The organism is Roseateles sp. (genome assembly GCF_965229315.1).
Lineage (GTDB): Bacteria > Pseudomonadota > Gammaproteobacteria > Burkholderiales > Burkholderiaceae_C > Pelomonas.
On sequence record NZ_CBDDJA010000002.1, the window covers coordinates 59,141 to 72,578 of the forward strand.

Consider the following 13,438-nt stretch of genomic DNA (forward strand, 5'->3'; position numbering starts at 1 on the left):
CAGTTCGCCCCGCTGCGCTGCCACATGGTTTACCCGGTTCGAGCAACAGTGGGTGGAGGGCGATGTCAGCGGGATGGCGAGCGTGGCCTCGCGCGCTGGTGGAAAGGGCGGGGGGGCTCAGCGCGACATGCGCCGCGAGCTCTCGCGAACCACCAGCTCGGGCTGCGGCAGCTGCACGCGGGGCGAGCCGCCGCGCAGCAGTTCGAGCATGGCCATCGCGGCCTCGCTGCCGATCTCGTAGACCGACTGGCGCACGGTGGTCAGCGGCGGCATGGCGTAGCGCGCCATGATGAGGTCGTCGAAACCGACCAACGACACGTCGTCGGGCACGCGCAGGTTGCGGCGGTGCAGGCCCAGGCAGGCGCCGATGGCCATCTGGTCGTTGGACGCGAACAGCGCCGTGAAATGGATGTCGCGCTCCAGCAGCCGGGTCACCGACAGCACGCCACCGGCCTCGGTGTAGTCGCTCTGCACGATGAGGTTGGGGTCGGCCGCGATGCCGGCGGCGGCCAGTGCGTCGAGATAGCCGTTCTGGCGGTCGACCGCGTCGTCATGGATCAGGTCGCCGGCGATGAAGGCGATGCGCCGGTGGCCCTGGTCGATCAGGTGCTGGGTGGCCAGGCGCGCGCCGCCGCGGTTGTCGAAGCTGAAGCTATAGAGCTGCGGGCCCTGGAGCTGGCGGCCGACGACGACGGTGGGCAGCCCCGCCGTGAGGTTCAGCAGCGCCTCGTCGGCCAGCCGGCCGGCGAGCACGATGATGCCGTCCACGCGGCGCGACAGCAGCGTCTCGATGGCCTTGCGCTCGTCGTCCTCGTGCCAGTTGCCGGAGACGAACAGCGGCACGTAGCCGGCCCGCTCCAGCTCGCGCTCGATGCCCAGCAGCGCCTCGCCGTAGAACGGGCTGGAGATGACCTGCGTGACGACGCCGATGGACAGCGTCTTGCCGCCGGCCAGGCCGCGCGCCACCGGGTTGGGCCGGAAGCCCAGCTCGCGGATGGCCGCCTCGACGGCTTCCTTCTTGGCTTCGCTGACGGCCGCCGTGCCGTTCAGGATGCGCGACACCGTGCTCGGGGACACGCCGGCCAGCTCTGCCACCTGCTCCAGCGTGACCACGCCATCGGTGCGGGCTGACGGCGCTTTCTTGGCGGGAGGCTGCTTGTTGTTCATCGGGCACGGGCGGGCGGAGCCGCGAGTGTAGGCGCGCGGCCCCGGCCCGTCTGGGGGCGTCACCCGCCCCATGCCCTGCCGTGGCTTACTTCCAGGGCGCGTTCTGCAGCGCCGGGTCGTCCACGAGGTTCAGCAGGCCGGCCGCCTTCTTGCCGATGCTGCCGGGCGATGCCAGGGCCGCGCTGCCGCAGCTGCCCGTCGCGGTCTTCAGCGCCTGCCACAGCATCGCGCCATCACGCGCGTTGCGGTTGGCCAGCGTGCTGGTCGTCACGGCGTTCAGGTAGCGCTCCACCGAGTAGGCCTGGTTGATGTTGACGCCATAGCTGTTCTGCAGGATGACCGAGCCGGTGCACTGCGCCTCGGCGTTGTTGACGACGAGCTGCCCGCCGGCCCAGCCTTCCGGCGCCGTCTCGAAGCCGATGGACACGATGGTGCTGGCCGGGAAGAGCTGACGGTACTGCTTCCAGGCCGTCACGCCGTCGTAGTGCTCGTAGCGCGCGTCGTAGCTCATGATGTTGACGAGGTTGAACGCCGTCTTCAGCGCCGGGTAGCTGTTGACGAGCTGGCGCTCCAGCCCGGCCTTGCCGCCCCAGTAGCTGGTGCCCACGCCTGTGCATTGCGAGTCGTTGGCCGTGGCGCCCGTGCAGTCCGCGCCGGTGGACCAGGCCGCCACCGTCAGGATGCGCCCGCCGCCGGCCAGGTCGACCGCCTTGCGCATGGCCTTGACCGCGCCGGCGTAGGCGTCGAGGCCTTCGATCTCGAAGTCCACGTCCAGGCCGTCGAATCCGACGTCCTTCATGACGTTGGCCAGCGCCGTGATCGTCGGCCCGCTGCCCGCGTGGCCCTCGGCCGACAGCGTGCTCCAGCTGTTGTACGTGGCGCCGCCCACGGCCAGGATGACCTTGATGTTGCGGGCGTGCAGCACGTCGATGGCGGCCTTGATGTCCGACGGCCGGCCGTTGAAGTTGATGCCGGTGCCCGACCAGTTGTTGGCCGTCATGCCGCCCCACGTGAAGTTGGGCTGGGCGAATGCGGCCACCACGTGCGTGTAGTTGGCGGGCAGGCGCGCGAAGTTGCTGGCCTGGAAGACCTGGTTCATGGTCTTGCCGGTGGCGTCGAACCAGTTGTCGCTCCAGGTGGGGTAGTAGACGGTGTAGGCGCGGCCGTTCTGGTTGGCGGACTTGGCGGCCGGGTCGCTGAGGCCGGGGGCCGGGGCGGGCGAGGGGGCCGGGCTCGGGGAGGGCGACGGGCTGGGTGAAGGAGAAGGAGAAGGAGAGGGAGAGGGAGAGGGAGAAGGGGAGGGGCTTGGTGCGGGGCCGGTGGTGCACGCGCCTTGCGAGGTCCATGGCTGGCCACTGCCCGCGCCGCCGTTGTTGGTGGCCGGATCGTTGCCCTGCGTCCACCAGTTGGCCTTGTAGTTGGTGGTGCCCTTGCTGGCCGTGTCGCCGCCGTTGTAGACGGTGGCGCTGGCCCAGGCGGGTGCGCAGGTGACGGCCTGGGCAGCCATGGGCACGGCGGCCGCGGCGAAGGCTGCTGCCGTGATGGCGGCCAGGCGTTGCAGTTGATGGGTGGGAATGTCGGTCGAAAGCGGGTTCATGAAAGCGAGTCCTTTTCAGTGGCTTCAACAGCGGGGCAGGCACTTGCCGCGTCCCCGCACATCACCTGGTACTCCGGGCGGCTGTGGCCCATCTCCAGGCGTCGAGATTGCTCAACTGGTATTAAACCGGCTTGAGACTGCTGCAACCTCTTGAATACCACTCTGCAAACACCACTGACAGACGTCACCGGTGGAAACCCGCGTGCGTGGTGAGCAAACGTTTCAGTTCAACGGCGCCCGCGTCGTTTTTCATGGGGAAAAGCCTGCGGCGAGGCCGTGCTTAGGGTTTGTGCGGCTGAGCCGCGACGGGTCGCCATGCACAATCATGAAAGCGCTTTCAAACACGATGCAACGTCTTTCGCCACCGCCCACCTCCCGCCGTCACGTGCTGGCAAATTCGCTTGCCGCGGCACTGGTATCAGCCACCGGCCCTGCCGCGGCGCTGGCGGCGGGGCCGGAGCGCCGGCTGACGGTCGCCGCCTTCCCGCTGGTCGACGTGATTGCCAAGGACGTGCTGAAAACCTGGGCGCAGCGCCATCCGGAGGTGCGCGCCGAGGTCATCAGCCGCCAGTACGACGACCACCACACGGCGATGACGACGGCGCTGTCCACGTCCGGCCATCTGCCCGACGTCATCGCACTGGAGGCCAGCTACCTCGGCCGCTTCTCGCTCGGAACCGGGCTGGAGGACTTGTCGGCACCTGCCTTCGATGCGGAGCGCTTGCGGGACCGTTTCGTGCCGTTCGCCTTCCAGACCGCACGCAACCGCGAGGGCCGCGTCGTCGCGATGCCGACGGACATCGGGCCGGGCTCGCTGTTCTATCGTGCCGATCTCCTCGCCCAGGCCGGCCTGACGGAGGCGGACCTGACGCGCTCCTGGGAGGACTACGTCGAGGCCGGCGCCCAGCTCAAGGCGCGGACGGGGGCCTACCTGATCGGCGACGTGCGGCTGCTCAAGGACATCGTCGTGCGCGCCGGCACGCCGGCGGGCGAGGGCCAGTTCTTCGACAACCAGGGGCGGGCGCAGGTCACGTCGCCGCGCTTCGTGCGTGCGTTCGAGCTGGCGCGCAAGGTGCGCCGGCAGGGGCTGGATGCGCGTGTGGAGGTCTGGTTCAACGACTGGGCCGAGATGCTCAAGCGCGGCCGCCTAGCCACCGAGATCTCCGGCTGCTGGATGGCCGGCCAGATGGCCAACTGGGTGGCGCCCGGCACCGCCGGCAAGTGGCGTGTGGCGCAGCTGCCCGAGAACGCCTATTGCTCCTATGGCGGCACCTACTACGCCATCCCGCGCCGCTCCGCACCCGAGCGCAAGCAGCTCGCCTGGCAGCTCATCCAGGAGCTGACGCTGGACCGCCAGCGCCAGCTCGAGGCCTTCCAGTCGCAGGACGCCTTCCCGGCGCTGCTGGCGGCGCAGGAAGGCCCGTTCTTCGACCAGCCCGTGCCCTTCCTCGGCGGCCAGAAGGCCCGCGCGCTGTGGCGTGACGCGGCGCGGCGCATCCCGGTCGTGCGCATGCACAAGCAGCAGAAGTTCGCCGACGAGGTCGTCAACGGCGAGCTGGACAACGTGCTGGAGTACGGCAAGCCGATTGCGCGTGCGTTGGAAGATGCGCAGGCGCTGCTGGTGCATCGGGCGAATCGGTGATGGTGGGCTCATTTCCCGCACTCCATGGGTTGCTTTGGCTGCGAGCCTTTCGACTCGTTGCACCGTGCCGGGAGTTCGCCCCGGCGGGCGACCTACTTTTTGAGCGACCAAAAAGTAGGCAAAAAGTCGCCCCCCGACCCGCCCGGCCCTTCAGGCTGCCCTGCGCTGCTCAGGCCTTGAGGGCCCGCGCAAAACTCGCTCCGCTACGCTGCGCTCAAACAGTTGCGCGGAGTCAGTTCTTGAAGCGTGCTGCGCACGCGCCCTCCAGTCCTTGCGCTGCTCGGCGGGCTCAAGGGGGGGCAGCAGGAACAGCCGCGACCGAATGGCTGCTGCGTTTGGCTGTTGGCTGTTTCGGCTGTTGGGCGGTTTTGCAGGGGCCGCTCTTTGCCTACTTTCTGGCGGGCCAGAAAGTAGGTCGCCCGCCGGGGCGAATTGCCGGCATGGACCGTGCCACCAAGCCGACCTCACGACAACCACACCGCGCGGACTGCCAAGAGGCCCACGCATGACCCCGCGCATCCCCAACCGCTGGGCGCCCTACATCCTGATCAGCCCCTTCCTGATCCTGTTCGCCGTGTTCGGCCTCTTCCCGCTGCTGTTCTCGCTCTACCTGGCCTTCCAGAGCTGGGAGCCGACCAGCGGCATCGCGTCCATGCAGTTCGTGGGCCTGGACAACTTCGTCTTCGCGCTGACCGACGGCTGGTTCTGGAAGTCGCTCTACAACACGCTGTGGCTGGCGTTCGCGTCTGGCGTGCCTCAGCACCTGGTCGCGCTGCCGCTGGCGGTTTTCCTGCACCAGGCGCTGGGCCGCTGGCGCGGGCTGTTGTCGGGCGCCTACTTCCTGCCCTATATCACGTCCACCGTCGCCATCGCGATGCTGTTCGGCTCGCTGTTCTCCACCGACTACGGGCTGGTCAACCAGGCGCTGCACGCGCTGTTCGGCACCGAGCACATCAACTGGATGCGCTCGCCCCAGGCCATCAAGCCGGCCGTGGCCATCGTCGTGTTCTGGCGCTACGTGGGCTTCAACCTCGTGCTGTACCTCGCCGCGTTGCAGACCCTCCCGAACGATCTCTACCAGGCCGCCAAGCTCGATGGCGCGAACGCCTGGCAGCAGTTCTGGCGCATCACGCTGCCGGGGCTGCGGCCCATGATCCTGTTCGGCGTGACGCTGTCCGTCATCGGCGGCCTGCAGCTGTTCGAGGAGCCCTTCATCCTGACCAACGGCAAGGGCGGCGCCGACCAGGCGGCGATGACCGTGGGCATCTACCTGTACCGGCTGGCCTTCGACTTCAGCGACTTCGGCGGCGCCAGCGCGCTGGCGTGGATCATGTTCGGCGTCATCGCGCTGCTGACCTGGCTGACCAACCGGGCCTTCGCCGAGCGGAGGGCCGCGGCATGACGAAGACGCTGCCCAAGCTCGCGGCCTACGCCATCGTCGGTGTCGGTGCGCTCATCATGCTGGCGCCGTTCTACTTCATGTTCGTGTTCGCGACGCAGTCGCGCACCGACATCTTCAACGTGCCGCCGCCGCTGTGGTTCAGCGGCGAGCTGCTGAACAACCTCAAGGTGCTGACGACGCGCTTGCCGTTCTGGAAGAACGTGGGCTGGAGCCTGTACGTGGGCCTGATGTCCACGGCGCTGACGCTGCTGTTCTGCTCCATGGCCGGCTACGCCTTCGCGATGCTGGAGTTCCGCTTCAAGAAGCCGCTGTTCGCGCTGGTGCTGGGCACGCTGATGGTGCCGGCCTTCATGAACATGATCCCGACCTTCATGGTGATGGACGCGCTGGGCTGGATCGACACGCACCGCGCGCTGTACGTGCCCGGCGCGGCCAGCGCGTTCGGCATCTTCCTGATGCGCCAGTTCGCCGCCAGCACCGTGCCGCACGAGCTGTTGAACGCCGCGCGCATCGACGGCGCCAGCGAACTGGGTATCTACTGGCGCATCGCGCTGCCACTGATGAAGCCGGCGCTCGGCACGCTGGGCCTCATCACCTTCATCAGCTCGTGGAACAACTTCATGAACCCGCTGATCGTCATGCGCACGGCCGAGAACTACACGCTGCCGCTGGCGCTGCGCAGCCTGTTCAGCACCACCAGCACGGAGTGGGGCGCGCTGATGGCCGGCTCGGCCATCGCCACGCTGCCGCTGCTCGTGCTCTTCGTCGTGTCGTCGCGTCAGCTCATCGCGGGCCTCACGGCCGGCGCCGTCAAATAAGAACACCGCCCATGTCATCCCATCTCCTGCACCGACAGTTCCCGCCATCCTTCGTCTGGGGCGTCGCCACCAGCAGCTTCCAGATCGAGGGTGCGCCCCACGCAGACGGCAAGGGCGAGTCCATCTGGGACCGGTTCTGCAGGCAGCCCGGCGCCATCGCCGACGCCAGCAACGGGGACATCGCCTGCGACCACTTCCACCGGCTGGACAGCGATCTCGACCTCATCGCGTCGCTGGGCGTCAACTGCTACCGCTTCTCCATCGCCTGGCCGCGCGTGCAGGCGCTGGGCCATGGCGACTTCAACCCCAAGGGCCTGAACTTCTACGAGCGGCTGGTGGATGGCCTTCTACGCCGCGGCATCCAGGCCTTCGCGACGCTGAACCACTGGGACCTGCCGCAAGGCCTGCAGGACCGCGGCGGCTGGAACGACCGCGACACGGTGCACCGCTTCGTCGACTACGCCCGCCACGTGCAGGCGCGCCTGGGCGACCGGCTGGACGGCCTGACGACGCACAACGAACCGTGGGTGGTGGCCGTGCTGGGCCACGAGCAGGGCAGCTTCGCGCCCGGCATCAAGAGCCGCAGGACGGCCATGCAGGTCTGCCACCACCTGCTGCTCAGCCACGGCCTGGCGATGCAGGCACTGCGGGCGGATGGCGCCACGGCCGAACTGGGCATCGTGCTGAACCTCACGTCCAGCGTGCCCGCCACCGCCATGCCTGCCGACATCGCCGCCGCGCAGAGGGCCGACGCGCGCAGCCGCCGCTGGTACGCCGACCCGCTCTTCAAGGGCTGCTATCCCGAGGAGGTGCTGGCCGAACTGGGCGCCGACGCGCCCGTGGTGCAGCCGGGCGACATGGGATCCATAGCGCAGCCGATGGACTACCTGGGCGTCAACTACTACACCCGCACCGTCATCTCAGCAGGCGGCGAGGCATGGGACGCCAAGGGCCGCGGCCTGCCCGTGTCCGACATGGACTGGGAGATCTACCCCCAGGGCCTGGCCGACCTGCTCGTGCTGCTGCACCGCGACTATCCCGGCCTGCCGCCCGTCTACGTCACCGAGAACGGCGGCGCCTTCAAGGACCAGGCCGTGGTCAACGGCCGCGTGCAGGACGACGACCGCATCGATTACCTGCGCGGCCACATCGCCGCCGTGGCCAGTGCCATGCAGCAGGGCGTGCCCATGGCCGGCTACATGGTCTGGAGCCTGATGGACAACTTCGAATGGGCCAGTGGCTACCTGAAGCGTTTCGGCATCGTGCATGTCGACTACGACACCCAGGTCCGCACCCCCAAGGCCAGCGCCGACTGGTACCGCGACTTCCTGAAGGACTGGCGCGGCTGATCTTTCAGAGCCTTCAGAGCCAACACAACGGAGACAACGATGAACGCCATCACACCGGCGCCGCGCCACTGGCGCCAGCTGCTGCCTACCCTCGCCATTGCGCTGACTGCGTGTGGCGGCGGTACCGTCACCGCCGCACCCGCGTCGGCACCTGCCGCCGTACCAGCGCCCCCGAGCAACTGGACCCTGGTCTGGAGCGACGAGTTCAACGGCGCCGCCGGCACCGTGCCGAATGCCGCGAACTGGACCTATGACCTCGGCAACAAGGAAGCCGATGGCTGGGGCAACCACGAGTTCCAGTACTACACGGCCGACGCGCGCAACGCGCAGATGGACGGCGCCGGACTGCTGGTCATCACGGCCGAGAAGGCCGCCAACCCCGGCCCGTGCTGGAACGGTGCGCCGTGCGGCTACACGTCGGCCCGCATCCACACCGGCAACAAGGTCAGCTTCACCTACGGCAAGGTCGAGGCGCGCATGAAGCTGCCCTCGGGCCAGGGCATCTGGCCGGCGTTCTGGGCGCTGGGCGCGGACCTCGCCACGGCGGGTTGGCCGAAGTCGGGCGAGATCGACATCATGGAGTTCGTCGGCAAGACGCCGAACACGACCTACGGCACGCTGCACGGCCCGGGCTATTCGGGCGCGCAGGGCATCGGCAAGCCGCGTGAGTTTGGCGGGCCCGTGGCCAACGACTTCCACACCTACACCGTCATCAAGCGGCCCAACGAAATCGTCTGGCAGGTCGACGGTGTCGAGTTCCACCGCCTGACGCCCGCGTCGCTGCCGGCCGGTGGCACCTGGGTCTTCGAGAAGCCCTATTTCGTCATCCTCAACCTGGCCGTCGGCGGCGACTGGCCCGGCGCGCCGGATGCGACCACCGCGTTCCCGGCGCAGATGAAGGTGGACTGGGTGCGTATCTACAAGGAAAACTGAAGCCGCCAAACTGACGCCATCCAACGGCGCCACAAAAGACATCGGGCCGCGCAAGCGGCCCGATTCGCGTCAGGCGGCACGAGGCCGCGATGACTCAGACGTTGGCTTGACGACGGCGCAGCGCGCCGATACCCGCCAGGCCCGCAACCAGCATCAGATAGGTGCTCGGTTCAGGCACGGCCGTGACGGCCAGGCTGCCGTTGACGGTTTGCACCGCGATGTCCAGCGACTGGCTGTTCAGGAACAGCGTGTCCGAAAAGGTCAGCGCGCTGGTGCCAACGCCGATCGCATTCAGGTGGATCGTGGCCAGCGTGCCGCTGCCGCTGACACCGGCGATCGGGCCGATCAGCGTGTTGAACACATAGGAGATCGTGCCGGCGCTGTTGTCGATGCTGCCGCCGTCGGAGAACGTCGTGCCGCCCGTGCCCAGGAAGCTGCCCTCGGTGACGCTGGTGACCTGGAACAGGCTCGGGTCGAACGAGACCGAGAACTGGTAGGTGGACAGGTCCGAGATGCCAGTGATCAGGACCCGCACGTCAACACCGTTGCCCTGCTGGACCGGGTTGGATGCGGCCGCGAAGGTCAGGTCGGCAGCCAGCGCCGGAGCGGCGAAGGCGCTCAACGCCAGCAAAGCGGAACAAAAACGAGCCTTGTTCAAGGGCATGACGGAACTCCTCGAAAGTTTTTGCAGGTGATCCCTGCGCCGCCGGCACAGACGCCCTCAGCGTCAGTGGCGTGCCGGATGTTTCTTGCGTAGCCGCAGACTAGCCGCTAGGAGAGGGTCTCGACATGAGGGTTTATCGCGGCGTCGCTCGAAAACCGCAATCTTCCCCCTTAGCTTGGGGGGTGTCGACGGCGATCCGCCGTGCCGCCGCGTCGATGGCCTGCACCAGTTCCGTCAGCGACGCGGGCGCCATCTCACCGCGGCTGAACACCTGCTTGGCGCTGCCGTCCGCATACTCGGCGCGCAGCGTCAGCCAGGGGCCATCCTGCACTTGCGGGTCGGCGATTTCAGCGTCCAGCTGCAGGAAACCGCCGGTCGTCGCCAGACGCGCCAATTCCTCGAATGTCTCTATGGAAACGCGGCCCTCGCACAAGCTGTCGGCCGTGCCGAGGCGCGCCTTGCCGACGGTCGCCACCTGGGCGCTCCCGTCGGCATGAAATGCCAGCCGAGAGCCGCTCAGGCAGCCATTGCAATCGCGTTCCAGCGTGATCGTTTTCAGGGCCGGCATGGGGCCTCCATAAGCGGCTTCTAGGGCCAGTGCAAGCACCAGAGCGAAGGGGGTCTTCAGGCTGAACATCGCGTAATCCCGGTCGTTGCGCCCGGACGGGTGACATACATTTTCCCGGTCCGTTCGTGAGGAAGTGCTGGGAAATTTCCGTCCACGCCCCTTGTTTTTCCTCACGGACAAGAACAGCGAAGACGCTCTGTGCATCGTGGACGATGCGCGGAGCTTACGAGGGATATCTGATGAAGGTCTTGTCCATTCGCCCCACGCGGGTTGCCGGCGCCGTTGCGCGCTTCGCCATGTTGTCGTCCGGCCTTGCGCTGGTCGGCCTGAGTTCGGTGGCCCAGGCCGCCACGGTGCAAAGCAAGTCGATCACCACGAAGGCGGTCGCCGCCACGCAGTCCTCCGCCAGCTTCTGGCAGGAAATCGGCGACCGCACCGCACTGGCCGCGTCGCGCGGCGGCGTTGCCAAGCAACTCTCCGTGCAGCCCACGGCCTTCCGCGCCGCGACGCTCGACAAGGCCGGCATCACGGCCTTCGCCGCAGCCGCGCCGCTGGAGCGCAGCAGCGCCGCAGCACTGGCTCCGCTGGTGATGTCGCTGCCTCACCCGGATGGTGGCTTCCAGCGTTTCGCCGTCGTCGAGTCGCCCATCATGGAATCGGGCCTCGCCGCCAAGTACCCCAACATCAAGACCTACGCCGGCAAGGGCATCGATGACCCGACCGCCACGGTGCGCATGGACATCACGCCGCTGGGCCTGCACGCCTCGGTCCGTGCGCAAGCCGGTTCCTGGTATGTCGACCCCTACTACCACCTCGATGACAGCGTGTACGCGAGCTACCACGCCCGCAACCTGCCCAACACGCGGGGTGCGCTGATCGAGCCCAACCAGATCGAGCCGCAGCTCGTGGTGGCCAACAGCAGCTACCGCGCTGGCGACACCGTCGAGGTGCGTGGTGCCGGCTTCGCGCCGGGCGCCACCGTCACGCTGACCGTCAGCGGCGAGGGCGGCAGCCAGACGCTGCAGGCCGTGGCCAGCGCCGAGGGCGTGGTGAACACCTCCTTCATCGCCGGCGCCGCCCAGAGCGAAGGCGCCATTGCCGTCACCGCGGAAGACGGCCGTGGCACGGCCACGACGGGCTATCGCGTGTCCGACAGCCTGGAGACCAACGCCTCCGTGGCGGGTTCGCTGCGCACCTACCGCCTTGCGCTGCTGACCGACAACACCTACGCCGCCTACTTCGGCGGCGACCCGGTCAACGTGCTGTCCGCCAAGGTCACGCTGATCAACCGCGTGACGCAGGTCTACGAAACGGAGACCTCGATCCGCCTCGTGCTGATCAACGACTCCGACAAGCTCAACCTGGACACGGCTGCCAAGATGACTGGCGTCAACGGTCCTTGCGGCGGCAGCGCCTGCTTCACGGCGGCCCAGGCGGCCAGCTGCGGCAGCAGCACACTGACGCGCAACCGCCAGGTCGTGGGCCTGCTGGTGGGCGCCAGCAACTTCGACATCGGCCACATCGGCCTGGGCGTGAACGGCGGCGGCATTGCCTCGCTGGGCGTGGTCGGCGGCACCAACAAGGCCCAGGGTTGCACGGGCATCCCGACGCCGGTGGGCGACTTCTACGCCGTCGACTACGTGGCGCACGAAATGGGCCACCAGTTCTCGGGCAACCACACGTTCAACGGCACTATCTCCAACTGCTCGACGTCCAACCGCAACGCCGGCACGTCCGTCGAGCCGGGTTCGGGCTCGTCCGTGATGGCCTACGCCGGCATCTGCGGCACCGACAACCTGCAGTCGCACAGCGACCCGTACTGGTCGCAGCGCAGCTTCGACGAGATCACGACCTACACCTCCGGCACCGAGGTGTCCGTCGCTGAAGTGCAGCTGGGCGTGCTGACCGGCTACACCGCCAACGGCGCGTCGTTCCAGTTCCGCTACAACGGCAACCTGTCGGCGCCCATCGTGCGCGGCACCAACAACACCGCGGCCGGCATCAAGGCCGCCATCGAAGCCATCAGCGGCTGGCCCGCAGCTGCCACGGTGACCGCCAGCGCGATCTCCGACACGGCATTCACGCTGACCTTCGCGTCCGCTGCCGGCAATGTGCCGCTGCTGGAGTTGGTGTCCGGCACCGACGGCCTCACCGGCTTCATCGGTGAAGTCGCCGCGGGCGGCCTGAGCACCAAGCGCGGCGTCACGCAGACGGCCACGGGCAACAACCCGCCCGTCGTCACCGCGCCCGCCGGCTACACCATCCCCGTCCGCACGCCGTTCGCCCTGACCGGCAGCGCGACCGACCCCGATGGCGACCCGGTCACCTACATGTGGGAGCAGAACGACCGTGGCGCCACCGGCACCTCGGCCGGCACGGGCCTGATCACCCAGCCCAAGCTGAACGGCCCACTGTTCCGCCAGTTCGGCACCCGCGCCGTGGTCAGCTCCACCGACACGCTGCAGTACGGCTCGCCGGGCGAGAACCTCGTCACCAGCAACCCGACCCGCGTCTTCCCCGACATGGCGCAGATCCTGGCCAACAACACCAACGCTGAAACGGGTGTGTGCTCGCTGGTCAACTCGAGCGCGCCGACGGTGGCCGAGACGGACTGCTTCTCGGAGTTCCTGCCGACCGCGGCCTATGTCGGCACCTCGGGCGTCAACGCCAGCCCGGCGTCGCTGAACTTCCGCCTGACCGTGCGTGACGGCCGCGGCGGCGTCAACAGCGCCAACACGCAGCTGATCCTGGCGGCCAACGCGGGCCCGTTCCTCGTCACGTCGCCGAACACGGCCGTGACGCTGGCTTCCGGTGCGCAGACCGTGACCTGGGCCGTGGCCAACACCAACGTGGCACCCGTGAGCACCGCCAACGTGAAGATCAGCCTGTCCACCGACAGCGGCCTGACCTTCCCGACCGTGCTGGCCGCCAGCGTGCCCAACAGCGGCAGTGCCGTCGTGTCGCTGCCGGCCGTGCCGACGACGACCGCCCGCATCAAGGTCGAGGCCGTGGACAACATCTTCTTCGATGTGTCCAACGCCGACTTCGCGATCAAGATCGCGGGTGACCTGAACGGCGACAACGTCGTCAACTGCGCGGACCTGTCCATCGTGAAGGCCTCCATGGGCAAGCGCACCGGCCAGGCCGGCTTCGATGCCCGCGCCGATGTGGATGGCAACGGCGTCGTCGATGCCCGCGACCTGAACTACGTCGCCCAGCGCCTGGCTGCCGGCACGACCTGCAACTGATCGCCCAGAGCGCTCAGCAAAAAGCCCACCCGGCAACGGGTGGGCTTTTT

Annotated in this window: 10 protein-coding genes; 6 read left to right on the forward strand and 4 right to left on the reverse strand. The window is 68.0% G+C overall.

Features of this window, described 5'->3' with window-relative positions:
* Positions 1-117: 117 nt before the first annotated feature.
* Both ACO07H_RS04975 and ACO07H_RS04980 read right to left on the reverse strand, forming a co-directional pair.
* Positions 118-1,167, reverse strand: coding sequence for a LacI family DNA-binding transcriptional regulator (locus ACO07H_RS04975; RefSeq protein WP_422011764.1), 1,050 nt, complete (start codon positions 1,165-1,167; stop codon positions 118-120).
* Positions 1,168-1,252: 85 nt separating this feature from the next.
* Positions 1,253-2,764 carry a glycosyl hydrolase family 18 protein gene (locus tag ACO07H_RS04980; RefSeq protein ID WP_422011766.1) on the reverse strand — a complete coding sequence of 504 codons (1,512 nt, stop codon included), beginning with the start codon at positions 2,762-2,764 and terminating at the stop codon, positions 1,253-1,255.
* 346 nt (positions 2,765-3,110) lie between these two features.
* Here ACO07H_RS04980 and ACO07H_RS04985 point away from each other — a divergent pair, with 346 nt between their 5' ends.
* The 5 genes from ACO07H_RS04985 (at position 3,111) to ACO07H_RS05005 (ending at position 8,908) form a co-directional block, all read left to right on the forward strand.
* Positions 3,111-4,406 carry an ABC transporter substrate-binding protein gene (locus tag ACO07H_RS04985; RefSeq protein ID WP_422011768.1) on the forward strand — a complete coding sequence of 432 codons (1,296 nt, stop codon included), beginning with the start codon at positions 3,111-3,113 and terminating at the stop codon, positions 4,404-4,406.
* Positions 4,407-4,911: 505 nt separating this feature from the next.
* On the forward strand, positions 4,912-5,808 hold the full coding sequence (locus ACO07H_RS04990; protein ID WP_422011770.1) for a carbohydrate ABC transporter permease: 897 nt from the start codon (positions 4,912-4,914) through the stop codon (positions 5,806-5,808).
* On the forward strand, positions 5,805-6,626 hold the full coding sequence (locus ACO07H_RS04995) for a carbohydrate ABC transporter permease (protein ID WP_422011772.1): 822 nt from the start codon (positions 5,805-5,807) through the stop codon (positions 6,624-6,626). Before ACO07H_RS04990 ends, ACO07H_RS04995 begins: the two co-directional genes overlap by 4 nt.
* A gap of 11 nt (positions 6,627-6,637) precedes the next feature.
* Positions 6,638-7,975 carry a GH1 family beta-glucosidase gene (locus tag ACO07H_RS05000; protein ID WP_422011774.1) on the forward strand — a complete coding sequence of 446 codons (1,338 nt, stop codon included), beginning with the start codon at positions 6,638-6,640 and terminating at the stop codon, positions 7,973-7,975.
* A gap of 39 nt (positions 7,976-8,014) precedes the next feature.
* Positions 8,015-8,908 carry a glycoside hydrolase family 16 protein gene (locus tag ACO07H_RS05005; RefSeq protein ID WP_422011776.1) on the forward strand — a complete coding sequence of 298 codons (894 nt, stop codon included), beginning with the start codon at positions 8,015-8,017 and terminating at the stop codon, positions 8,906-8,908.
* A gap of 94 nt (positions 8,909-9,002) precedes the next feature.
* On the opposite strand, the gene ACO07H_RS05010 is transcribed toward ACO07H_RS05005, so the two are convergent.
* Positions 9,003-9,572 (reverse strand): cohesin domain-containing protein, encoded by a 570-nt coding sequence (locus tag ACO07H_RS05010; protein ID WP_422011778.1) that lies wholly within the window; start codon positions 9,570-9,572, stop codon positions 9,003-9,005.
* Between the two features lie 133 nt (positions 9,573-9,705).
* Positions 9,706-10,209, reverse strand: coding sequence for a hypothetical protein (locus ACO07H_RS05015; RefSeq protein WP_422011780.1), 504 nt, complete (start codon positions 10,207-10,209; stop codon positions 9,706-9,708).
* Positions 10,210-10,379: 170 nt separating this feature from the next.
* Here ACO07H_RS05015 and ACO07H_RS05020 point away from each other — a divergent pair, with 170 nt between their 5' ends.
* Positions 10,380-13,388 (forward strand): M12 family metallo-peptidase, encoded by a 3,009-nt coding sequence (locus ACO07H_RS05020; protein ID WP_422011782.1) that lies wholly within the window; start codon positions 10,380-10,382, stop codon positions 13,386-13,388.
* The last annotated feature ends 50 nt before the right edge of the window (positions 13,389-13,438 follow it).